17 protein-coding genes are annotated in these 21,444 nt (G+C 38.7%); 10 read left to right on the top strand and 7 right to left on the bottom strand.

Translation table 11 applies throughout. The features are described 5' to 3' along the window. Nucleotides 1-71 precede the first annotated feature (71 nt). The 3 genes from recQ (at nucleotide 72) to DFQ12_RS05730 (ending at nucleotide 4,269) form a co-directional block, all read left to right on the top strand. Complete coding sequence (gene recQ / locus DFQ12_RS05740) at nucleotides 72-2,261, top strand: DNA helicase RecQ (RefSeq protein ID WP_120258022.1); 2,190 nt, start codon at nucleotides 72-74, stop codon at nucleotides 2,259-2,261. An 18-nt stretch (nucleotides 2,262-2,279) separates the two neighbouring features. After that, the gene (kdsA, locus tag DFQ12_RS05735; RefSeq protein WP_120258021.1) at nucleotides 2,280-3,095 is read left to right on the top strand and encodes a 3-deoxy-8-phosphooctulonate synthase; all 816 of its coding nucleotides are present in this window, start codon (nucleotides 2,280-2,282) and stop codon (nucleotides 3,093-3,095) included. A gap of 100 nt (nucleotides 3,096-3,195) precedes the next feature. Then, nucleotides 3,196-4,269, top strand: a complete 1,074-nt coding sequence (locus DFQ12_RS05730; protein ID WP_167457199.1) for an SGNH/GDSL hydrolase family protein — start codon at nucleotides 3,196-3,198, stop codon at nucleotides 4,267-4,269. Between the two features lie 159 nt (nucleotides 4,270-4,428). Here the strand turns inward: DFQ12_RS05730 and DFQ12_RS05725 are convergent, their stop codons facing one another. Continuing rightward, nucleotides 4,429-5,724 carry a DEAD/DEAH box helicase gene (locus DFQ12_RS05725; protein ID WP_120258019.1) on the bottom strand — a complete coding sequence of 432 codons (1,296 nt, stop codon included), beginning with the start codon at nucleotides 5,722-5,724 and terminating at the stop codon, nucleotides 4,429-4,431. A 53-nt stretch (nucleotides 5,725-5,777) separates the two neighbouring features. Then, nucleotides 5,778-6,110 (bottom strand): DMT family transporter, encoded by a 333-nt coding sequence (locus tag DFQ12_RS05720; protein ID WP_120258018.1) that lies wholly within the window; start codon nucleotides 6,108-6,110, stop codon nucleotides 5,778-5,780. Between the two features lie 222 nt (nucleotides 6,111-6,332). Here DFQ12_RS05720 and DFQ12_RS05715 point away from each other — a divergent pair, with 222 nt between their 5' ends. The 6 genes from DFQ12_RS05715 (at nucleotide 6,333) to DFQ12_RS05690 (ending at nucleotide 14,317) form a co-directional block, all read left to right on the top strand. Beyond that, nucleotides 6,333-8,579, top strand: coding sequence for a tetratricopeptide repeat-containing sensor histidine kinase (locus DFQ12_RS05715; protein ID WP_120258017.1), 2,247 nt, complete (start codon nucleotides 6,333-6,335; stop codon nucleotides 8,577-8,579). A gap of 13 nt (nucleotides 8,580-8,592) precedes the next feature. After that, nucleotides 8,593-9,225, top strand: a complete 633-nt coding sequence (locus DFQ12_RS05710) for a response regulator (RefSeq protein WP_120258016.1) — start codon at nucleotides 8,593-8,595, stop codon at nucleotides 9,223-9,225. Nucleotides 9,226-9,323: 98 nt separating this feature from the next. Further along, nucleotides 9,324-11,378 (top strand): hypothetical protein, encoded by a 2,055-nt coding sequence (locus DFQ12_RS05705; RefSeq protein WP_147420336.1) that lies wholly within the window; start codon nucleotides 9,324-9,326, stop codon nucleotides 11,376-11,378. Then, a complete protein-coding gene (locus tag DFQ12_RS05700; RefSeq protein ID WP_120258014.1) occupies nucleotides 11,371-12,654 on the top strand; it encodes a hypothetical protein in 1,284 nt (427 codons plus the stop codon). Before DFQ12_RS05705 ends, DFQ12_RS05700 begins: the two co-directional genes overlap by 8 nt. Before the next feature lie 97 nt (nucleotides 12,655-12,751). After that, complete coding sequence (locus tag DFQ12_RS05695) at nucleotides 12,752-13,753, top strand: YihY/virulence factor BrkB family protein (protein WP_120259244.1); 1,002 nt, start codon at nucleotides 12,752-12,754, stop codon at nucleotides 13,751-13,753. A gap of 159 nt (nucleotides 13,754-13,912) precedes the next feature. Next, nucleotides 13,913-14,317, top strand: a complete 405-nt coding sequence (locus DFQ12_RS05690; RefSeq protein WP_208642443.1) for a DUF3592 domain-containing protein — start codon at nucleotides 13,913-13,915, stop codon at nucleotides 14,315-14,317. Nucleotides 14,318-14,346: 29 nt separating this feature from the next. Here the strand turns inward: DFQ12_RS05690 and DFQ12_RS05685 are convergent, their stop codons facing one another. Further along, nucleotides 14,347-15,060, bottom strand: coding sequence for a DUF998 domain-containing protein (locus tag DFQ12_RS05685; protein WP_120258012.1), 714 nt, complete (start codon nucleotides 15,058-15,060; stop codon nucleotides 14,347-14,349). A gap of 306 nt (nucleotides 15,061-15,366) precedes the next feature. On the opposite strand from DFQ12_RS05685, the gene DFQ12_RS05680 reads away from it, so the two are divergent. Beyond that, the gene (locus DFQ12_RS05680; RefSeq protein ID WP_120258011.1) at nucleotides 15,367-16,245 is read left to right on the top strand and encodes a helix-turn-helix domain-containing protein; all 879 of its coding nucleotides are present in this window, start codon (nucleotides 15,367-15,369) and stop codon (nucleotides 16,243-16,245) included. A gap of 238 nt (nucleotides 16,246-16,483) precedes the next feature. Here DFQ12_RS05680 and DFQ12_RS05675 read toward each other — a convergent pair whose 3' ends face one another. The 4 genes from DFQ12_RS05675 to DFQ12_RS05660 form a co-directional block, all read right to left on the bottom strand. Further along, nucleotides 16,484-17,485 carry a helix-turn-helix transcriptional regulator gene (locus tag DFQ12_RS05675; RefSeq protein WP_120258010.1) on the bottom strand — a complete coding sequence of 334 codons (1,002 nt, stop codon included), beginning with the start codon at nucleotides 17,483-17,485 and terminating at the stop codon, nucleotides 16,484-16,486. A gap of 196 nt (nucleotides 17,486-17,681) precedes the next feature. Then, the gene (locus DFQ12_RS05670) at nucleotides 17,682-18,626 is read right to left on the bottom strand and encodes a helix-turn-helix domain-containing protein (RefSeq protein WP_167457197.1); all 945 of its coding nucleotides are present in this window, start codon (nucleotides 18,624-18,626) and stop codon (nucleotides 17,682-17,684) included. Between the two features lie 555 nt (nucleotides 18,627-19,181). Beyond that, nucleotides 19,182-20,117: a 1-phosphofructokinase family hexose kinase gene (locus tag DFQ12_RS05665; protein WP_120258008.1), complete on the bottom strand. Its 936-nt coding sequence runs from the start codon at nucleotides 20,115-20,117 to the stop codon at nucleotides 19,182-19,184. Nucleotides 20,118-20,443: 326 nt separating this feature from the next. Further along, on the bottom strand, nucleotides 20,444-21,331 hold the full coding sequence (locus tag DFQ12_RS05660; RefSeq protein ID WP_167457196.1) for a helix-turn-helix domain-containing protein: 888 nt from the start codon (nucleotides 21,329-21,331) through the stop codon (nucleotides 20,444-20,446). Between the last annotated feature and the right edge of the window lie 113 nt (nucleotides 21,332-21,444).

Below are 21,444 nucleotides of genomic sequence, written 5' to 3'. Positions count from 1 at the left end.
TAGATTGCAAAAATAGATTATTTTTCAGGATTATTTCTTCATTTATCTATCTTATTTTTGCCCAAGGCGCAATGGAAATAGAAAAATCACTTTTCGACAATTTACAGGATTTTTTTGGTTTTGATACTTTTAAAGGAGATCAAGAGGCTATTATAACCAGCATTCTTCAAAAGAAGGATACGTTTGTTATTATGCCAACCGGGGGAGGGAAATCAATTTGTTATCAACTGCCAGCACTCATGAGTGAGGGAACCGCAATTGTAATTTCCCCGTTGATTGCTTTAATGAAAAATCAAGTAGATCAACTTCGCGCGTTCGGCGGCGAAGACAGTATCGCTCATTTTTTAAACTCCTCACTGAACAAGAGTGAAATCACCCGTGTAAAGGAGGATGTGCTTGCAGGAAAGACCAAGTTACTCTATGTAGCTCCAGAATCACTTGCTAAGCAAGATAATGTGGAGTTCTTGCATCAGATTACCGTATCTTTTGTTGCCGTAGATGAAGCACATTGTATTTCAGAATGGGGACATGATTTTAGACCGGAATACCGCAAAATACGTCAGGTTATCAATGAGATAGGTGCTAATATTCCAATCATTGCGTTGACAGCAACAGCGACTCCAAAAGTGCAATCTGATATCCGTAAAAACTTACAGATGAATGATGCTGTGCTATTTAAATCATCATTCAATCGGAGCAATTTATACTATGAGGTACGTCCCAAAAAAGACGTGGTTAAAGAAATTGTGCGCTTTATCAAAACAAAACCAGGCAAAACAGGTATTGTCTATTGCTTGAGCAGAAAGAAAGTTGAAGAAATAAGCGAGGTATTGAACCTAAACGGTATTAAAGCGCTGCCCTACCACGCAGGCCTTGATGCGAAAACAAGGGCTGATACGCAAGATAAATTCTTGATGGAGGATGTGGAAGTGATTGTCGCAACAATCGCCTTTGGTATGGGGATTGACAAACCGGATGTCCGTTATGTTATCCACCATGATATTCCAAAATCCATGGAAGGCTACTACCAGGAAACTGGGCGCGCTGGCCGTGATGGGGGCGATGGCTATTGTTTGGCTTTCTATTCGGAGAAAGATGTTGAAAAGCTGACAAAATTCATGAAAGATAAACCTGTGGCCGAACGTGAGATCGGTACGCAGATCCTGAAAGAAGTCATCGATTATTCCGAATCTGCCGTCTGTCGTCGGAAACAGATTCTTCATTATTTCGGAGAAAACTTTGACGAACAGGGTTGTAGTAACATGTGCGACAATTGCCGTTCGGAAAAAGAATATTTTGAAGCCGAAGAATCCCTAAAAGATGTATTGGGCTTTATTAAAGAACAGGGCGAAAAATTTGACGATCACCATGTCATTAACGTGATGATCGGGCAGAACAATCAACCTGTATCGTCCTACAAACATGACGAACACCGTCTATTTGGTTCAGGAAAAGAAAAAGGTACTATCTATTGGAAATCACTGTTACGACAAGCCGTATTGGACAACTTTGTTGAGAAAGATATTGATCACTATGGTTTGTTGAAATTAACGGATATCGGTCGGAATTATATAGACAATCCTTACCAGTTAAAGTTTGTTTTAAACCGCCCTATTGAAAGTGCCGAAAGTACGGCTGGAGACGAGGCTGGTCATGGAACTGGAGCACTCGACACGACCTTACTGGGTATGCTCAAAGATCTGCGTAAAAAGATCGCTAAGAGTAAATCATTGCCGCCATTTGTGATCTTCCAAGATCCTTCCTTAGAGGAAATGTGTACACATTACCCGGTCAATATCGACGAATTAAAACAGATTCAAGGGGTAGGGAATGGTAAGGCGATTAAATTTGGAGCTTCCTTTATTGCGCTGATCAAGGACTATGTGGAGGAAAATGAAATCGACCGACCTGTAGACCTGGTTATCAAAAGTACAGCAAATAAATCTGCGTTGAAAGTGGCGATCATCCAAAATATTGACCGCAAGCTCGCGCTGGATGATATTGCCGCAGCAAAGGGGATTACCTACGAGGAAATATTAAAGGAAATTGAAACGATCGTTAATGCCGGTACCAAGATAAATATCAATTATTTTATTGACGAAATTATTGATGAAGATCGTCAGGACGAAGTGTACGATTACTTTAAAACAGCTGAAACTGATTCGATCAATGATGCGCTTAAGGAATTAGGAGGAGACGATTATAGTTTTGAAGACCTTCAATTGATGCGTATCAAATTTTTATCGGAATTGGGTAATTAAAATTTTTATATAATTCATATGATTAACAAATACATTCCTGAAATAAAGAATGGAACTTCGCAGAATTTCTTTTTAATGGCAGGGCCATGTGCAATTGAGGGAGAAGAAATCGCTTTGCGGATTGCTGAAAAGATTGTTACTATTACAGATAAACTCAATATCCCTTATATTTTTAAAGGTTCATATCGTAAGGCCAACAGGTCTCGTTTGGATTCTTTTATGGGTATCGGAGATGAAAAAGCGCTGAAAATTTTGGAGAAAGTAGGGAAGACCTTCGGCGTTCCTACCGTAACGGATATCCATGAAAGCCATGAAGCGGAAATGGCCGCAGCTTACGTAGATGTTCTTCAAATTCCGGCATTTTTATGTAGACAAACGGATTTATTGGTCGCTGCAGCAAAAACCAATAAAGTCGTTAACGTAAAAAAAGGACAGTTTTTAAGTGCGGGATCCATGAAGTTTGCCGTAGACAAGATTGTAGAGTCTGGGAATGAAAAGGTATTTTTGACCGATCGTGGCAACACATTTGGCTACCAGGATCTGATCGTTGACTATAGAGGAATTCCTGAAATGCGTGCTTTTAATGTGCCGACTATAATGGATTGTACACATTCACTTCAGCAGCCAAATCAGACTTCAGGGGTAACAGGTGGAAAGCCTGCCTTGATCGAAACAATTGCCAAAGCGGCGATTGCTGTTGGGGCTGATGGTCTATTTATAGAAACCCATCCTGATCCTGCAAATGCAAAATCTGATGGGGCAAATATGTTGCACCTCGATCTACTTGAAGGATTGATGGAAAAACTAGTACGTGTAAGACAAGCTATTTTATAGTATAATAAATAAATCGTAATAGAAAGGAGCCAATAGGCTCCTTTTTTTAATCAATTCAAACTCAAATCTAAACTATCGTATGTTTTCAAAAGTTTCTCTCATGGCTCTGATGCTGTTCTCGCTTTCGATTGTCAAAGGACAGCAAAATTATACCTGGTTTTCGCCTCTTGACGATAAGCATGTTGAAGGCCGACTCGACAATCAGAAGCTTACAGCTTTTGGTCGACTACCGGATGAGCTGGAAAAGCAGGTGCGCAAACCAGTCTGGGAACTGGGACAAAATTCTGCTGGACTCTATATTGATTTTCAGACATCAGCTTCGGAAATTACAGTGCAATATCAAGTTTCCGGCGGATTGAATATGCCCCATATGCCTACTACCGGTGTGAGTGGACTGGATCTTTATGCCTATGATACAACGCATAAAGTTTGGAAATGGGCTTACGGTAATTATGATTTTTCAGACACGATTTCTTATACTTGGAAAAATATAGGCACGAATAGTAACTTTAGCTATCGCTTGTATCTGCCTTTGTATAATACAGTTAAATGGTTGAAAATAGGTGTTCCTAATGATGCTAAATTAACATATACACATACCGCTACCTCGAAACCTATCGTGGTCTATGGCACTTCTATAGGACAGGGGGCATGTACCAGCCGGCCGGGTCTTGCCTGGACAAGTCAGGTAGGTAGAGCTGTTAATAACGAGATGTTGAATTTATGTTTTTCAGGTAACGGTCGTCTTGAACAGCCTATCCTAAATGTAATGAATCAGGTGGACGCCGCATGTTATATTTTGGATTGTATTCCGAATCTCGCGATTACTAAATCACTCAGCGAAAAACAATTGGATTCGCTATTGGTCAATGCGGTTACCTTTTTAAGAAAGGAACATCCGACAACACCGATCATATTGACACAGCATAGTTCTGGAAATATCAATACTGTATTTAACGAAGACAAAAACAAAGAATATCAGCAAAGTAGCCGCGTCTTGAAAGCGACCTACGAGAAATTACAGTCACAGGGTGTTCGGCAGATTTTTATGCTATCGAGCGGGGAACTGGGGTTGGACCTAAACTCAACAGTAGACTATGCGCACCCCAATGATCAGGGGATGGAACATATCGCAAATGCATATATTAAGTTGCTGAAAAAGGTGCTGAAATAAAGCTATTATATGTGCACAGGCAGCCTTAACGTTGAAACTCGACTGGTTTTTTTCTTTCTGATCAACAAACTCAGCGTAACGAGCTCATCGATGCCTCAAAGGATCAATGAAAAGCTGACATTTTAATAAAAAAGGGAAGTTTAAACTTCCCTTTTTTATTTATTTCTTTTTCAATTTCATCGTCATTTTTGCTTTTTCACCACCTCCATAATTGAAAGTTTTGGAATTACTTTCCTTCTTTTGGTGAAAAGCTCCACCGCGGGAACTATCTTCTTGTTCCTCCTTGGTTGATTTTTTCTTTTTATCACTTGTGGGATTGTAAATCTGCAGATCCTCAGGAAGATCCAGGACATCCATTCGCTTACCTACAGCCTGTTCTATTTTTCTGACCATCGGAAGTTCCAGATCGGTTGTAAATGTCAATACCACGGAGTCCTCATTTTCGTCATTTTTGACTAAATGGTTTAAAAATTCCTCTTTTTCATTTGGCAATTCAAACTGAAAAATAAAAGGAATATTTGCAAGATCAACTGCATTGGTGTTTTCCCGGGCAATGATCAAAACACGAGTTTGCTCACTCTCTATAAAGTCTGCTGTTGTTTCAAAACCAAAATCATCATAAAATAGTGGATTTAGAATAGCGATTTCCTCTTTCCCTTGTTGAAATAGGCTAGTAGCAAGCTTTTGTGCTGTAAGCTTTGAATTTACAAAAACAATCACTTTTTGAAAAACCTCTTTATCTTGTAGAAGGTAATTCAGTAGATTGATTTTTGTGGTGAAATTGGGAAGATGGTACAATAAAAGATCTAAAGTGTCAATGGTTTCATTCTCCAATTCATCCACTTCAATCAAAGCATAATCCTCATTTAGATGCTTATCAATCATGTCATACAGCTTCTGATGTTCAACAGTACTGAAGACCAAGTGCTGTACTTTACCACAACTTTCTGCTAATTCCCTTACAGGATTTTGCATGCCCTGTTTGATGATTTCTTCTGCATCATCAATAATTAACGTTTGGATACGGTTTAGATTGAGGGCTAATTTGAGATAGATTGCCCGTGCACGGTTCGGTGTCGCGACTACAATGTCCTTTCCAGCAACTAGTTCTTCTATTTCTTCTTCCATACTTCCCCCGGCACGCAATCCAATAATACGAAGATCTCTATTTTTGCTTAGTTGGTAGAATTTTTCAACGATCTCGTCGATGCGTTCTTCATTGGGAGCCAAGATTAAAAACTTAGGTGCTTCATCATCCGTGAATTTTAATTTCATCAAGGTTGATAATACATAAGTAGTGGTCTTGCCCGCTCCTTCAGGAGCAATCGCAATAACATCCTGTCCGCCAAGAATTCTGGAAATACATCTACTCTGAACTTCCTTTGGAGCCAAATAACCGAGCTCGGTCATCGTAGCAGTCAATCTTTTGCTTAGTTTTAGTTTCTCTAACGACACGTATCCTTTAGTTTATGTAAGTTGCAAAAATACACATTTAGTTTTTAGATCAGCTAATGTGCGCCCATTTTTGAAAAGACATTGATAATAATTACCCCAGCGACGATTAATATCATTCCGATTACTGCTGGTGTATCAGGAATCTGTTTAAACAAAATCATCCCTATCAATGTAATGGCAACGATACCAACCCCCGACCAGATAGCATAGGATATTCCGACAGGAAGGTATTTCAATGTGATGCTCAGGAAATAAAAAGCGATAATGTAACCAATGATACAGATGACGGTAGGTTTCCACAAGGTAAATCCCTCAGATTTCTTTAGGAAAGTCGTAGCGAAAATTTCTGCCGCAATAGCAAGAAACAAGTATAAATATTTTATCATTACAGATTCTTTTCTGATCAAGTGAAGTACTACATACAAAGCTACACTTTTTGCTATTCACTTCGCCTCAATGGTATTGTATTTAGGAAATTGCAGCTTTTGAGTTGGTACAAATACAATGCATTTACAGCGATCAGGGTAATTTTGACGGTAATTATAATTGTTTATAAGGGTAAATTTATCTAAGTTTGACCAATCCACTAATGGGAATTAATAGACTTTATGAGGTATATTCGTGTTTTTTTTAAAACCTTTATTATATGCTTAGTTTCTCTATTCTCTTGCTGTCAGCTGTATGCCCAAGATCAGTTGCAAGAGCTACAGAAATCATACTATAATCTTCCGTTAGGGAGTAAGGAACGGTTCCTGTTGACCGGAAAATATGCGCAGGCCCTATATTTCAACAATGAGAAAGCATTGGCAAGTCAGTTGCTCAATGATAATATTCAATTGGCCAAAAATTACCCCGACAAACAATACTATGCCTATTTAAATTGCATCGCAGCAATGAATAGTTATAACGATCGCCTCTTTGAGAAATCGCGCTTTTACCTGGAACATGCAAAATCTGTTCTTCCCATAATCAATGATAACGGTATCAAGGGATATATTCATTATTGTGAAGGCTGGATTATGACAAGGCAGAACAAGGAGGATCAGGCTGTTTCGCAGTTTCATAAAGCAATTTCTTTTTTGGAAAAAGCCCCCCAGACAGATGCAAATATAGCCCGTAAATTGGCGGTATATAAAGAATTGACGGCTATTTATGCCAATCAGCGGAATTACGAATTTCAGGAGAAGTATACGAACCTTTTATTGGAGACAGCGAAAGCAGGCCAGAATACGAGTAGTTTATTTGATGCCTATATGCAAGCTGGTTACCTATTTGAGGAGGAATATCGGTCAAACCGAACAGATCAGCAACTTTTGAAAAAAGCCGAGGAACATTATCTGGAAGCTTATCGAATAGCAAAAACTAATCAGAAAAATCTTATTAACCCAACAGATATGGCCTATGTCTCCGTGAATCTAGCCAATCTGTATCATGAATTTTATCCGGAAAATGGTGCTAAAAAGGCGATTTCATTTGCCCAACAGGCCTTAGAAATAGCACAGGAAACAGGACAATATGCCATCTCTGTTCCGGCCTATGGTGTATTGGCTGACGAGGCATTTAAAAGCGGCCATCGGGAGCAGGGCAAAAAGTATCTGCAACAAGCGCTTTACAACCTGCAGCGAGAGCCACATTATGATTATCAGATGGGGTTAAGTCTTTTTAGCAGGCTGGCTGAAGTGAGTGTCGAAGAGGGAAAATACGAAGAGGCATTTCAATACCAGAAAAGTTATATCAATGTTTTTGAGGAGGCATTCAACTCGGATAAATTGGATAAAACCAAACAACTTGAAATAAAATATGAACGGGAACTGCAAAACCAAAAATTAATGCGTCTTCGTTTAGAGGGGGAGAAAAAGGAACAGCAGATCAAATTGATGAAAGCGCTAAATGACCGACAGAATCAATTGGTTGAAAATTTAAAATTGAATGAACTAAACCGTACCCAACAGTTGAAAGTGCTTCAGCTTGAGCGCGACAAAAAGGAACAGGACTTGCAATTAAGCCGCTTGGAGAATGAACAGCGATTGCAGGAGCTTGATGTTTCTAAGCAGGAGATTGCCTTTAAATCACGTATGAATTCGATTTATATCTGGTTATTTATTAGCTGTTTAATTGCTGTCATGCTATTGTTTTATGCCTACTGGCAACGTTCCAAAACATTAAAGCAAAAGGAGCACTTGCACGGGCTTGAAATCGAAAAAAATAATCAGCAGCATGCCATTAAAAATCTGACGGCGATGTTGGCAGGGGAAGAGAAGGAGCGGACACGTCTGGCTAGAGACCTGCACGATGGCTTAGGGGGATTGCTGTCAAGTACAAAATTGGGCTTATCCTCCATCAATGATAGTGGTGCCGAACAGCCAGCAGTAAAGCATGGTATTACACGAAGTATTGAACTGCTGGATGATGCTGTAGACGAATTGCGCAGACTTGCACATAACCTAATGCCGGATCTAATTATCAAATATGGTCTCGAGGAAGCCTTAAAGGATTATGCCGCACGGATGAGTCAACCGAATTGTCAGGTAGAATGTGAATTTATCCAATTTGAATCAAAATTAAGTGTAGAACATCAGATTTCCTTATACAGAATAATCCAAGAACTGGTAAACAATGCCTTGAAGCATGCCGCAGCAAGCACTATCTTCATACAACTTTCTGTATATAATGAGCGTTTACATATTACTATTGAAGATGATGGCAAGGGATTTGATACCGAAAAGATAGACTTACAACATTCAGCAGGCATGCACAATATACAGTCAAGACTTTCTTTTCTACATGGTGACATGAAGGTTATATCCGCCATTGGCGAAGGGACTACCATAGAAATTGAAATGCCTGTTGTTTAATTAATAACTTAAGATGATAAAAATAGCGATTACAGATGATCACCCACTGTTGTTGGAGGGGTTAAAGAATATTATCAATTCCCACGAAGATTTTGAAGTTGTGGGTATGTATGCAAGTGCAGCAGAACTATTTAAAAACATTGTAGCAGATGCACCGCTTGTATTGTTATTGGATATCAATCTTCCCGATGCAAATGGAATCGATCTGGTCAAGGGATTGAAAGAATCACATAAAGAGCTGAAAATAGTAGCCTTTAGTGTGCATAATGAATTGGCGGTTATCAATAGTATTTTGAATGAAGGTGCAGATGCTTATCTTCAAAAAAATGCCACCGGCAATGAAATCATTACCGCCATATCCGATGTTTTGGTGGGCAAGCGGTACATCTGTGAGAAAACCCAGGTTATACTCAACAAGAAAACGGATACAGGACTGAAACAAGTTCCCAAACTCACACGCCGTGAAAAGGAGATATTGACCTTTGTAGCCAAAGGAATGACGACCAATCAGATTGCCGAATCCCTGTTTATTAGTTCCCATACCGTGGAGAGTCATCGTAAAAACTTAATGGAAAAATTTCAGACGAAAAGTGTGACTGCGGCAGTCAAATCCGCTATAGAATATGGTTTGATACGTGAAGCTTAGTAGAAATTCACGAATTACCTGAATTCAGGGATGAGAATAGCCTATTGCATTTGATACTTTTGATGTTATAGATAAATAAGAGAAAGTATTAAATGTATATGGTTATATCAGCTAGATTATTAGGCCGTCGGGGAAGAAAAATGCTTCCCTATTGTTGTGGGGTTATGTTGTCTTTGGGTTTTAGTTCGGTGCAAGCGCAGGGCTTTGACACTAAAATACCCGATGGATCAAATACAGTAGTGGCTATTAATCTGGCTAAAGTCGTGGAATACGCAGAAGCTTCCACATTGAATAGGTTATTGGATCGGGTTGGTTTTTTCAAATATTTTGAAAAGAAAAGTATTGACCTGCAAAAGGATTTCCAGCAGACAGGATTTGATTCGAAGGGAATGGCTATATACTACAGAAATGATAGGGATAGCTTGTTATATGGAGAGATGATTGTCCCGATCCATGCGGTCAGCCGTTTTGAACAGTTGCTGAATATGGAGGGGACTTCGCTTCCGGCCTTGAACGGTTATAACCGATTTAGAACCACGGATGGTCAATTGCTCGCTTGGAATGCAAAGGAGGTTAGAATTTTAAAAGGTGAGGTTGGTACGACCTATTTTGCCAACGATTCCATTGCCGCATTATATGGTATCGAAAATATAGATTATGCCGCCGCTGCGGTATCTGCAACCAGTGCAGCGGCAGATGAGGCCGAAGCAGCAGCTAACTGTGCGGATTCTGTACTAATGGATTCTACAACGATGGAATGGGATGCATTTGATTTTGATACATTGCAAGCTGAGGTACAGCAAGAGGAAGGGGAACCTTTGGACGTCTATGCCAGTGCAACCGATGCTGATACGAGTCTCTATGAAAATCATATCAACTACGATTCACTTGATACAGCTTTTGAGGAAGTGAACAGACGAAATGATTCTATCAAGAATATATTATTGGAAAAATGGTTACTGCGTGAGCAGGAACAGCTATTGAGCGGTAACTATCCAAATATACCTGCACCAGAGCAGGCGCGTTTTCTAAAGAATGTGGATATTGCGCGTGTATGGCTACCCAAAGTTGAAGGTCTCTATGACGGACTTCGTTCCGTGCGTTCCATGGTAGATGCGTATTATCATACAAGCAGTTTCTCTTTGGAAAATGATTATAAGGCCATGTTCTTTGACCTGACACAACAGGGAAATAAAATTACGCTAAAAACAGGTGTAACCCTGGGCAAAGATTTAGTGAAACTGACTAAACAGCTGTATGCAAGGAAGCCTAATCCGAAGTTCGCAAAGTATTTGACAGAGGAAACATTGGGATATTTTAATGTCAATGTGAATTCCGAAGCTTACCTAAAAGAAATACCAGCATTTTTCACAAAAAATATGAAAAAATATTTTGGAAAGGAGAATGAGGTACTTGAGTTGATGGCCCTTGGGCTTGAAATTGCACTGGATGAAAAAGCCGTTGCCAAAATTATGCCCGGGGACAATTTGGTCGTTGTCAATGGAATCACTAATCTGAAGATCGACTACGTTGATTACGACTATGATGATAATTATGACGTAAAGGAAGTTAATAAGACAAAGGAAGAGAAAGTGGTGTCTTTTATCTGGATGTTTACATCCGAAGATCAAAGGATTATCAAAAAGGCATTGGATGTCGCGGTATCAAAGTCCGATGCAAGCTTTGTAGGAGGTATATATAAAATCAAACAAGGTAATGGCAAAGATTTTCCTTTATACCTGATGTTCAATGAAGATTTAGTGATGATCAGCAACGATAGCCTGCAGTTAAATAAAATTTTGCACAAGGATAACTATCCGACCAAGCCCAATAAATCTTTTGCTAAGCTTATGAAAGGAAGTAAGTTTTCGGCAGCGTTCCAAACAAAGAAAATACCAGCGCTGACAAAAGATCTGAATCTCGTGTTGGGCAATAGCTGGCGTTCTACATTAGCAGAATTGAATAATTATGGTAATTTTACCTTGAGTTCTAAAGGAATTGTGGGCGATAGACTGGAAACTGATTTGCAACTTGAACTGCCAGCAAACGCAAACAATGGCTTACAGTTTATGATCAACCAACTGCTCGATGGCATTGTGCCGGATGAACAACCTGAACTGGACAACCCAATTGATATAACTGACAATGATTAAAAAAGGAATAATTTGGACTTTGGGTATTATCATAGGATTAGTGATAATAGGCTGGGGAATTTATATCATTAGACAACAGCAGTCGTATAAGTCTGTCGTCCATAAAAAGAGTAAGGCTTTATTGACGATTTCTCTGGATGATATCTTATTGAATCAATTTTTCGATAAATGGCAAACGGCACCGAAAGGAGGGCAGGACTTTGCTAAAAAATTGACCAAGCTAAAAGACAATGGAATAGATATCAAGGCCAATGTATTCCTTTTTTCTCTGGAAGACACGACTAAGAACTTTTATGCTTTTTTTGATTTGAAAGATGAGAAGCAATTTCTGACATTCTTAAAAGAGGGACTGGAAGTTGATTCCATTGAAAATAATGTCGCTCCGGGAGTAAATTATGCTTATCAGGATACAAATAAAATTGCATTTGTTTGGAAGGGTAACACCCTGTTGGTGGGACTGGGTTTTAATCTCAATAAAAAGAAAGATGAAATGATCCAGTTGATCCAGTCGGATACAGAGCGGGTCTCTATTGAGAGTTTCATCAATCATCCGAGCGAACTAACCCGCAAATCATTGCGTTATAGCGATATTTCTTCCAAAAATTTTATTGAATTTGACCTGAAAGGTAGCCGTATTGAGATCGCCGGTGAACTCCAATCTGATACTTGGAATTTTCCACAGGAATACCTTGTCCGGGAATTGGTAAACGAAAATTACATCAGCAAAGGCTGGATCAATTTTCCAAACGAACAGTTAAAGATAGCTTTAAAAGACATGCTTGTTGATCTTCCGATTTCGGCAGACTCGATTATGGCCCATGCGAATGGGAATTATGTTGATATCGAAGTTTTAAAAAATCAGGTTGTACAGACAGATACCATTATTAATTATGCGGTGAATGACAATTTTGAAACAGTAGAGGAAAAAACAGCCTATGAAAGTAAAGTGCCAAATGTTAGGTTTGGAATTCGGGGGGATGAGAGCTTACCTAAGTTTCTTCCCAGTAAGCTATTTTACCAGTGGTTTCAGAAAAATGATGGTCAATTCAATATATTATCGACGGCCTCAACGATAGACAAGATGCAAGCAAAATATACGAAAACCAATAGTCTTTCCCATGTCGCAATTCATCTTGTGGATTGGCCGAATGTCTTAAAAGTTACTCCGATTTTAATGTTGAAGGCGATCGCTTCGGATATGGATCTTACCCTAAAAGTCGCGGGCACCAAGCAGCTTGTTTTTCAGGGGACCATTCGGGACTATTCGCATGAATAACAAGGTAGCACCGCACTAGGCTGCTACTGTTTCTTTGTAAATCCAAAAACATTCTTTACCGGAAGGTGGTTTATTCTTATTGACAAAAATGATCAATATGGATATAAGGACTAAAAGTAGAAGTAAGATAAAGACCTACTGGCGAATTTTGAAGAGCTCCGTTGCCGGGTTTTTGAATGAAGATTCAATGAAATATAGTGCTTCTTTATCGTACTATACTGTTTTTTCGATTGGCCCGATACTGGTGTTAATAATTGCGCTGGCAGGTATATTTTATGGTGAAGATGCCATCGAAGGGAAGGTTTTTATGGAACTGCGTGGCTTAGTGGGAAACAGTGCCGCCAAACAGATTCAGGAAGTTATTCAAAATCTTGAGTTGTCGGGCAAATCCAATATGGCATTGTTAATCAGTAGCATCACTTTGATATTGGGAGCGACCAGCGTATTTGGAGATATCCAAAATTCAATCAATAAAATCTGGCATGTACGGGCCAAGCCCAAGAAAGGCTGGTTAAAACTGATTCAGGATCGGTTGTTGTCCTCTTCCTTAGTCATTGGTCTGGGATTTTTATTGGTTGTCACTTTGATCATCAATGGTGTCATCTTGGCCCTCACAGGACAGTTACAGCGTTATTTTCCAGACATGACAGTGGTGCTGCTTGACGGGATCAACTTTGCACTATCATTTGGTATTATATTCTTACTCTTTAGTATTATTTTTAAAGTACTTCCTGATGTCAATATTCAGTGGCGGACAGTTCGGGCGGGAGCCCTATTTACAGCAGTTTTGTTTATTTTGGGTCGTTATCTGATCGGAATATATCTGGAACATTCAGCCACCCAGGATACCTATGGTGCTGCGGGATCATTTGTATTGATTTTACTGTGGGTGTATTATACCGCTGCTATCTTATATTTTGGAGCGATTTACACAAGAGAATACGCAACGGTAATGGGGATTCCGATCGAACCGGCCCAATTTGCCGTACATGTAGAGACCCAGGAAATCGAACGTGCCGGTGGTGAGATTCCTCCGGCTCCGTTGACACAGGAGGACAAGCGGGTAGAGGCCGATCCTGGAGATGATCCCAAAAGCTAGGGTTCTTGTTATACATGCATATGGGGTTCAAATAGATTTCTGTCGCTTCCTAAACAATAGGTAGTGGTATTGGAATTTATACTATATTCGTATCGTGTAACTTATGGCTTGTAAAGCCCAGCTATTTGGCGTTGTATGTTTGACATTAACAGAAAGAATATGTGGCAATATTACCTAATGGTCGGCCTTGGATTGATACTGCTTTTTTTCGCTTTTCTTACTTTTAGAAATGTCCTTTTATTTTTGAAAAAGGCGGAAAAGACGACAGCTACGGTTATTAGGCTTCGGACAATAGAATCTGATGGTGAGGTTTATTCTCCAATTTTCCGTTTCCGTACATCGGATCAAAATGAATATGAGTACGAACTAGCCGAGGCGAGTAACCCCGCAAGCTGGTCTGTTGGCGAAACAGAAACAATTATTTATGATCCAGCTGATCCCACTACGGCACAACTATATACCTATTTTCGTGTTTTCGCCTGGCCACTTATCCTGTTATCTATCGCTTTACCTTTATTGGTTGTCGGCCTTGGATTTTTTATTGCCGAATTGTATTTGAAATAACAATTATTTTAAAATAAGTAGATTGCTTCCTATCCAGCCCCTGTATCTTCAGTTTCTGTGGTATTATGTTCACGGTATAATTTTTCGCCAATTGTACCTTTATCACCCAAAGCCCGTCCCTTAATAAGCCATGAACTGCCAAATAAAAAAAGTGCAATGGCCTCAAAGACAAGTGTTGCATATCCAAAGAGCTTAAGAGGAATCAAAGCGATACAAACGATTATGCCATAGCCACAAAAACGATAGATATTATTTTCATTCACGATGCTAACCGGAATCTCTTTGTTGGGTTCCTGGCCAATAGTAAATACATTGATGGAAAGAAATGCAAATGTTAGAAAAAGGACGGCTGCAAAGCCATAATGCAGTCCCTTTAAATCGACGGCAATCAGTGTGCATTGGCTGCAGCTGCTACCGATTGGATCGGTGGGTATAAATGCAACTCCAATCGCCATAAATCCAGCAAGATTTGTGAGGAGATTATCGTTTTTCCAAATGACTTTATTCCCATTGCCTTTATAGCAGATGAGAAATAATCCAACGGCACATAAAGTGCCGGTAAAAATTTCTCTCAGATTTGAAAAATAGTAATGACTGATAGATGGTTGAATACTGGTACCGAAAAACTTAAATAGGGACAATAAAACCAAGATAATGGGTAAAAAGATGCCCAGATAACCGATCGCCCGCCGTAATCTTCGATAAGCAAAAAGATTGTGGTTCTGAATGTTTTTGATATACATAATTACAATAAAGATTAGGTTAAAATACCTCATTTTGCTCATTGGAAAATAACAAAAAGAGGAAAACCAGGTCAAAATTGGCCTACAATTTTCATAAGCAAATATAGTTCTTGAATTTGATGATCCAGAAAATTTTAAGCGAAATTTTGGTGATACTTTTTTATTTTTTTAGATATGTCACCCGCGTCGCATTGGAGCAATTTCATATTTGGGTTTTTGTATATTGTATTTAATATAATTTTTATATATTGAATTATGAATGAATCTATGATTGATTTTTCTGATATTTATAAATAGAGATAAAATATGCAGAGAGTTAGTAATAATGTAAATAGAATAAATGGTCTATCTGTTTTTTTTCCTATCGATGATCGTATAAAAGCATATGATTCTAAAATTTATTATAACCGCATTGAAGGTGAATTTCGTGTCTCAAAACCTCGAAAGGCAAAATATTTCAGTATTGTTTTGTTTGAAAAGGGGAGCGGCTATGTGCAGATAGACGATACGATTCATACTATCCAAAAAAATAAGGTCATCGTTGTATTCCCCGGACAGGTGGGAATTTGCTTTATGTCAGAAGATACCCTAGCTCATCATCTAATGGTCAGGGAGGAAGTCTACGAAGCAATAACTTGTATCACGACGGTTCCTGTACGTAAAACCAGGCCAATTTCTTCTTTTGATATTACCAATGAATTTTTTGAACTGTTACGAACCGAGTTATTGGCAATTCAAAGACTTATTGAACTTCGGGTAAAAGGGGGAGAGGAGCTGATATTTAGTCGCTTCAGGACCGCTTATCTGATTTTGAAGACAAAATGTATGAATATCCGGACATATAGTTATTCGGAGGTGAAAAATCCAATTGTCACCAAGTTTATTGAATTAATAGAGAATAACTATAAGACAGAGCGGCGTGTCGAGTTCTACGCAGAGGCACTCCGTATACAGTCTAGTTATTTAACTGTCCTCTGCCAGTCTTCATTGGAGATATCTGCAAAACAGGTGATAAAGAATCGATTGATTCAGGAAGCCAAACGGTTATTGGTCGGTTCAGATCTCACTATCAAAGAAATCACATATGAGCTTCAGATTGGGGCTGCGCATTTTTCCAACTTCTTTAAGATAGAAACTGGTTTTCTTCCCAAAGAGTTTATAAAACTACGTGCAAAAGGTCTTTAAGGAAATCTTTCTTCCGCAAAAAACTGATGGATAAGCAAGATTAGGCTATTTGAACAATTATACTCATACTACTTACAATCAGGTGGACGCGACGACTGCAGTGAGATTTTTTCCTGACCCGAATTAAGGATACGTGTCAATATCGGATTTTCCATATAACTGGTTAAAAGAGGGCCACTCACGATGCAAAAGGTAAAATGTCTGAGAAAACCTAATCGCAACCGAGTGGCACATTTTTTTAAGATTTTTTCAATTTAAAATAATGGTCCCGAAAGCTTTTTGGTGCCATCCCATAGAAATCTTTAAAAAACCGATAAAACTGGAACTCATTTGTAAAGCCTGTTTTCTGTCCGATGGTTGTTATGGGCTCGAATGTAAACTTGAGCAGCTCTGCCGCTTTAAGCAGTCTTATTGTCAATAGATGTTTGTGGAGGGATTTGCCAAAAATCAATGTTGAATATTCAATGATCTTCGATTCCGGTAGGTTTACATGATCTGCAATTTGTTGCGCTGTTGGTTCTATTTCTTCTTCCAAATGTTGGCTGACGAATTTGTAGATCTGTTTGGTCATCCGTAGCGATAATTGCTTAATAGTGGGGTTATTTTCAATGAGCCTTTGCCCGTAGTTTTCAACGAAAATAGTCAATAGTCGCCCCATCTCCATTTTTCCGGTGACCGGATAAAATGAAGATAATCTCATACTTTGCATCAGATGTGAAATAGATTTGTCAATTTGAACCATCGGTAATGGCACAATCTCATTTTTGTTCTCAAGGAGACAGTGCGCCAATTCGATGAGGTGAGGTCTGTTGCTAGTCATCATATACAACAATTCTGGCTCTATTGAAAGAAGCATGGCACTATGTTTACCCTGGCTTAAATGGACTGAGATTTTTTTTTCCGGGCAGTAGATCATAAAAAAAGTTTCCCCCATAGCGTATAAGGATTTCCCTTCATCCTTAAACTGTTTATAAGAGCCTTCGATCATCATCACAAAGAATATCGTGGGTTTTAATAGGTCAATTTCAAGCTCAACTTCCTTCTCTACCAATGTTTCGATAAGGTGAAGTCCGTTTCCTTGGAGCCCTATTTCCTGAACGGAAATGCTGCAGTCCTTGGAACCTGCAACTAGATAAGGGACACCCAAGATCGGATAATGCGTGAAGTATGGGCGATCCATTCGAGATACGAATTTTGTCTTGTTCTCTTGTTTAATGTGCAGTGTAAATGTCTTTTGCATAAAACTTATTTCAGGTATTTAGACTTTTATCATCCACATTTTCCAATGATGAAATTGGGAAATGTGGATTGAGCCAAATTTCGGAAACAAGTTTAAATTAGAATAGTGCAGAAACCGCCAATTTTTTTCGAAAAAATGAGAAAATTGGCGGTTTCTGCACTATAATTTATGAAAAATAGTTATACTCAGGTAATTTCTATAATTCAAGGAGATACTTCCGATAGGCTCTTCGGAACGCACTTTCGTCGAAAAAACCGATTTTATTAACGACTTCTTTAATTGGTAATTTCTCATTCTCAATTAACTGACGGGCTTGCTGCATTCTAACCTGATTGTAGTAAGCCTTTACAGAGACTCCATATTCTTCTTTAAAACGACGAATGATCGTCCTTTCGGATAGGTAAACTTTCTCGCACATCAGTGAGAGATCGAGATCCGTTGAGAGTATATTTCTATCAATATAGCGTTTGATCTGGTACATTTTCCCCATACTTGTACTGGCAAGCAGCTCTTCATAATAACAAAGTGTCATGGCGATCCGTGTTCCAAGAAGTGACTGCTGGACAATGGTGTTTTTGTATTTGACAGATAGGAATTCAAACATCCACTCCCGGACTTGATCATCAATCCGACAATGGGGGAGTACTTCATATCGATTTTTGGATAGCAATAGATGTTCTACGGCTTCACTTAATGTCGGATAATTATCTACGGCAGATGCTATCCAACCCGGAAGCAAAGATATAACGATGACATCGGTGCTTCCTTTGGGAACCTTAGCGCTATAAGATCCTGCTTTTTCGGCAGATAAATAAAATGTGCAATCTTTTGGGGCTGTAATCAATGTTTGATCTTCGGTGCCAAAAAAAACCTGACCGTGGAGGATAAAATTGAAAAATATGCGATCATTTGGAACAGTGTATTCAATTAAAAATGGTTCATCTGTATTCAAATGGAACATGTCGATCTTGAATGTTTCGTAATAGAGTTGCTGATTGATAAAACTGGCTCCCTCAAATTCAAATAGTAAAGATTTTTGGGCAAAAGGAATTGGATAGGGGCAGGTGTCTGGAATCTTTCCAGTAATATCTTTTACCTCTAACAATGGTTTTGAAAATTTCAGCTTGTACTCGTTATTCATATGCTTTTTTATTTGGCATGTCCACAAAAAATCTTCCAATATGCCACTTGTCATCAAAGCCGTTAAAACAGCACTTTTTGCGTTATTTTGATATAAAATATTTAGACTAGTTTCAGGAAAAACGATGTTTAAGCTTTTTTCAGATAGCTTTTTGAGTCTTGTTATTGGATGACCTAGGCTGATTTCAGAAAGATAGGAATAATGATTTTTATAATCTTTTTAATGATTTGTGACAACTTTTTTTTGCCCATACGCAGATGTCATAATGACATTTTGTCTGTTTTTGGATAAAAGTATAGGATTCATTCAACCACTGTTTGCTGGCATTTCTGTGGAAATAAAACAATAGTTTAAATTTTTATCACGAATCATATCTTGTTGTATTTACGAATTTTGAAAGCTGCTTGGGGTAACTTATTGCTTCAGGCTAATGAGTTATTAGGGTATAAGTTCCGTGCAATGGATAGGGTTGTCTGGCATAAATTGTCGAAAACAATCCTATTACAGCTAAACAGGTATGCTAAAAATTAAACCCTGTGTATTTAACCCACACACTTATAGCTTTCTGACTTCATCATATAGCCTGTCCACATCTTTCCGTTGAAAGAGGGCGGTTCCTTCGGCCATAGTGGTTGCCGAACCGCAAGCTATTCCCATTCGAAGTAGTTCTTCGATTGTACCCTCTCTAGCCAGAACGGATACCATTCCTGCAACCATACTGTCTCCAGCACCAACCGTACTACGTATTTTTACAAGTGGTGGAACCATCTGAATTTTTTCTGCTGCGGAATATAATACTGCTCCCTGAGCACCCAGAGATACCACAACAAGGACAGCTTGGCCTTGCGCAATGATTTGCTGGGCAGCATGATCGAGATCTGTGCTAGCCAGTTCCTCTTTTCCAACAAGAGCAGCCAATTCACCCGCATTTGGTTTTAATAAATATACGCCTTCTTCCAAAGCAACTTTAAGCGCATCTCCGGAAGTATCTACGACCACTTTACTTCCTTTAGCTTTATATTTATTGATAAGTAATCCGATAAAGTCCGCGGGAACATCGTTTGGGAGGCTTCCGCTGATGACAACAAAATCAGGTATTGGATTTAATTGGTCAACAATAGCCAAAATGTTTTCCTTCTCTTCCGCTGTAAAGGCTTCTCCTGGAAATCCAAATCGGTATTGTTGATTGCTGGTCGTATCTACCACAATAAAGTTTTCCCTTGTTTCACTACTGATAGGGATTGCTGTAATATCGAGCTCTTCCTGTTTTAATAATACCTCCAACATATTGCCCGTTTTTCCTCCAGCGGTAAAAAGTGCGTTTGAAGATATACCAAGTCGTTTGAGTGCGCGGCTTACATTAATACCACCACCGCCGGCTTCATACTTTGGGGTATCACAGCGCAGCTTCTTTTCGGGAACAATGTTTTGAACGCGGGTACTTTTATCTACCGAAGGGTTTAATGTAATGGTTAATATAGATTTTTTCATCGTTTTGTTCTCATTAAAATTAGTTGCATCAGTATTTGAGTCGCTCGTTAACGCAACACATCTTGACTCTCTGTGATCGAAGGCGCTTACCTTCAGATCAATGTAGCCCACTTTACCTTAAATTTATCAATTCTTTAGTGAGGTACAAATTAAGTGTAGCTCTCACATGAAGATAGCCGTTATTTGTTAATATACACAGAATAATCTGTAAAATTAGGGGTGGCCAGCTGGATGTTCTCCGCGTTTGCGTTTTTGTGATATTCCTCGCTCGTTTGGGTTTATGGTCTACCAGATGACAGGAATAGTATTCGTCTTTGGGATATATTTTAAGCGTTTTTAAATTTTAGCGGGCTTATCCCTGTACCTTTCTTAAAGAAACGGCTAAAAACTTCCAGATTATCATATTCTAAGATATTCGCGACTTCCGATACATTAAAACGACCAGTCTTTAGGAGAATTTTCGCTTCTGTTAGCAGCGCCTCATTAATTAAAGATTTTGTGGTTTTTCCAGTAGTTTCCTTCAAAAGTTCATTGAGGTATTTGGTACTTACATGCAGAGAATCTGCGTAGAAAGAGGTATGATGCTCTTTTTTTACATGTTTATGTAATAGCCCTTTAAAATCAGCTAATAATTTTTCTTTGCCGAGCTGAGGGGAAATCCTATGATGATCAATGTAGTTCGAAAGATAGATATGTTCAAGCTCATTGATTAAACTGATAATTTGGCTTCTTATAATTGAGTCTCTGAAAAGATGACCTAAATCTTCCATCTTGGATCTTAGCCTTTCAATATATTCAATGATAAGGTTTGTTTCCTGATCCGCAATTTTTATACAGGGAATGCCCTGCTGATTCAATAACTGGTATCTGTCCAATTGATAGGTATTGGTATCTGTCAGGAGAAATTCCTTTTCAAAGTATACACTCATTGCCGTATAATCTGGCGAAACTTCCAAGACCTCTGAAACAGTATTTGGTAGTAGAAGTGCGAACGAATCTTTGTCATAATGGAATTCTTCCCCATTGATCATAATCTTCGCATATCCGGAAGTGCAGATACCCAATGCATAATAATCAAAACGAAATGGGGCAAAGTGGAAGGTGGTACTAATATCCTGACTATTGATGAAAAATCCTTTTGCTTTCCAGCGATTCATGAATGTATTCATGAAATCATCCATTTTCATCGAAGGAATTTTCTTGGAATTTTTCATAGACATTGACTATTAGAAGATGAATATCAGACCCGTTATTTACACGTTGTTTAAAATTAACAAAAAAATATGAGTAGACAAATAGTGTTATAAAAGATCAAAAATTGCTGAGA

Source organism: Sphingobacterium detergens, assembly GCF_003610355.1.
In the GTDB taxonomy this organism is placed as follows: Bacteria; Bacteroidota; Bacteroidia; order Sphingobacteriales; family Sphingobacteriaceae; genus Sphingobacterium; species Sphingobacterium detergens.
The sequence above is the reverse complement of the archived record's forward strand: the minus strand, read 5'-3'. Positions and strand labels throughout refer to the sequence as shown.

Excerpts from the sequence above, each read along its gene's own strand:
- DFQ12_RS05705 (WP_147420336.1), top strand. The coding sequence starts at position 9,324 with ATGGTTATATCAGCTAGATTATTAGGCCGTCGGGGAAGAAAAATGCTT.
- DFQ12_RS05690 (WP_208642443.1), top strand. The coding sequence starts at position 13,913 with ATGTGGCAATATTACCTAATGGTCGGCCTTGGATTGATACTGCTTTTT.
- DFQ12_RS05660 (WP_167457196.1), bottom strand. The coding sequence starts at position 21,331 with ATGAAAAATTCCAAGAAAATTCCTTCGATGAAAATGGATGATTTCATG.
- DFQ12_RS05680 (WP_120258011.1), top strand. The coding sequence starts at position 15,367 with ATGCAGAGAGTTAGTAATAATGTAAATAGAATAAATGGTCTATCTGTT.
- kdsA (WP_120258021.1), top strand. The coding sequence starts at position 2,280 with ATGATTAACAAATACATTCCTGAAATAAAGAATGGAACTTCGCAGAAT.
- DFQ12_RS05710 (WP_120258016.1), top strand. The coding sequence starts at position 8,593 with ATGATAAAAATAGCGATTACAGATGATCACCCACTGTTGTTGGAGGGG.
- DFQ12_RS05670 (WP_167457197.1), bottom strand. The coding sequence starts at position 18,626 with ATGAATAACGAGTACAAGCTGAAATTTTCAAAACCATTGTTAGAGGTA.
- DFQ12_RS05685 (WP_120258012.1), bottom strand. The coding sequence starts at position 15,060 with ATGTATATCAAAAACATTCAGAACCACAATCTTTTTGCTTATCGAAGA.
- DFQ12_RS05665 (WP_120258008.1), bottom strand. The coding sequence starts at position 20,117 with ATGAAAAAATCTATATTAACCATTACATTAAACCCTTCGGTAGATAAA.
- DFQ12_RS05695 (WP_120259244.1), top strand. The coding sequence starts at position 12,752 with ATGGATATAAGGACTAAAAGTAGAAGTAAGATAAAGACCTACTGGCGA.
- recQ (WP_120258022.1), top strand. The coding sequence starts at position 72 with ATGGAAATAGAAAAATCACTTTTCGACAATTTACAGGATTTTTTTGGT.
- DFQ12_RS05675 (WP_120258010.1), bottom strand. The coding sequence starts at position 17,485 with ATGCAAAAGACATTTACACTGCACATTAAACAAGAGAACAAGACAAAA.
- DFQ12_RS05730 (WP_167457199.1), top strand. The coding sequence starts at position 3,196 with ATGGCTCTGATGCTGTTCTCGCTTTCGATTGTCAAAGGACAGCAAAAT.
- DFQ12_RS05715 (WP_120258017.1), top strand. The coding sequence starts at position 6,333 with ATGAGGTATATTCGTGTTTTTTTTAAAACCTTTATTATATGCTTAGTT.
- DFQ12_RS05720 (WP_120258018.1), bottom strand. The coding sequence starts at position 6,110 with ATGATAAAATATTTATACTTGTTTCTTGCTATTGCGGCAGAAATTTTC.
- DFQ12_RS05700 (WP_120258014.1), top strand. The coding sequence starts at position 11,371 with ATGATTAAAAAAGGAATAATTTGGACTTTGGGTATTATCATAGGATTA.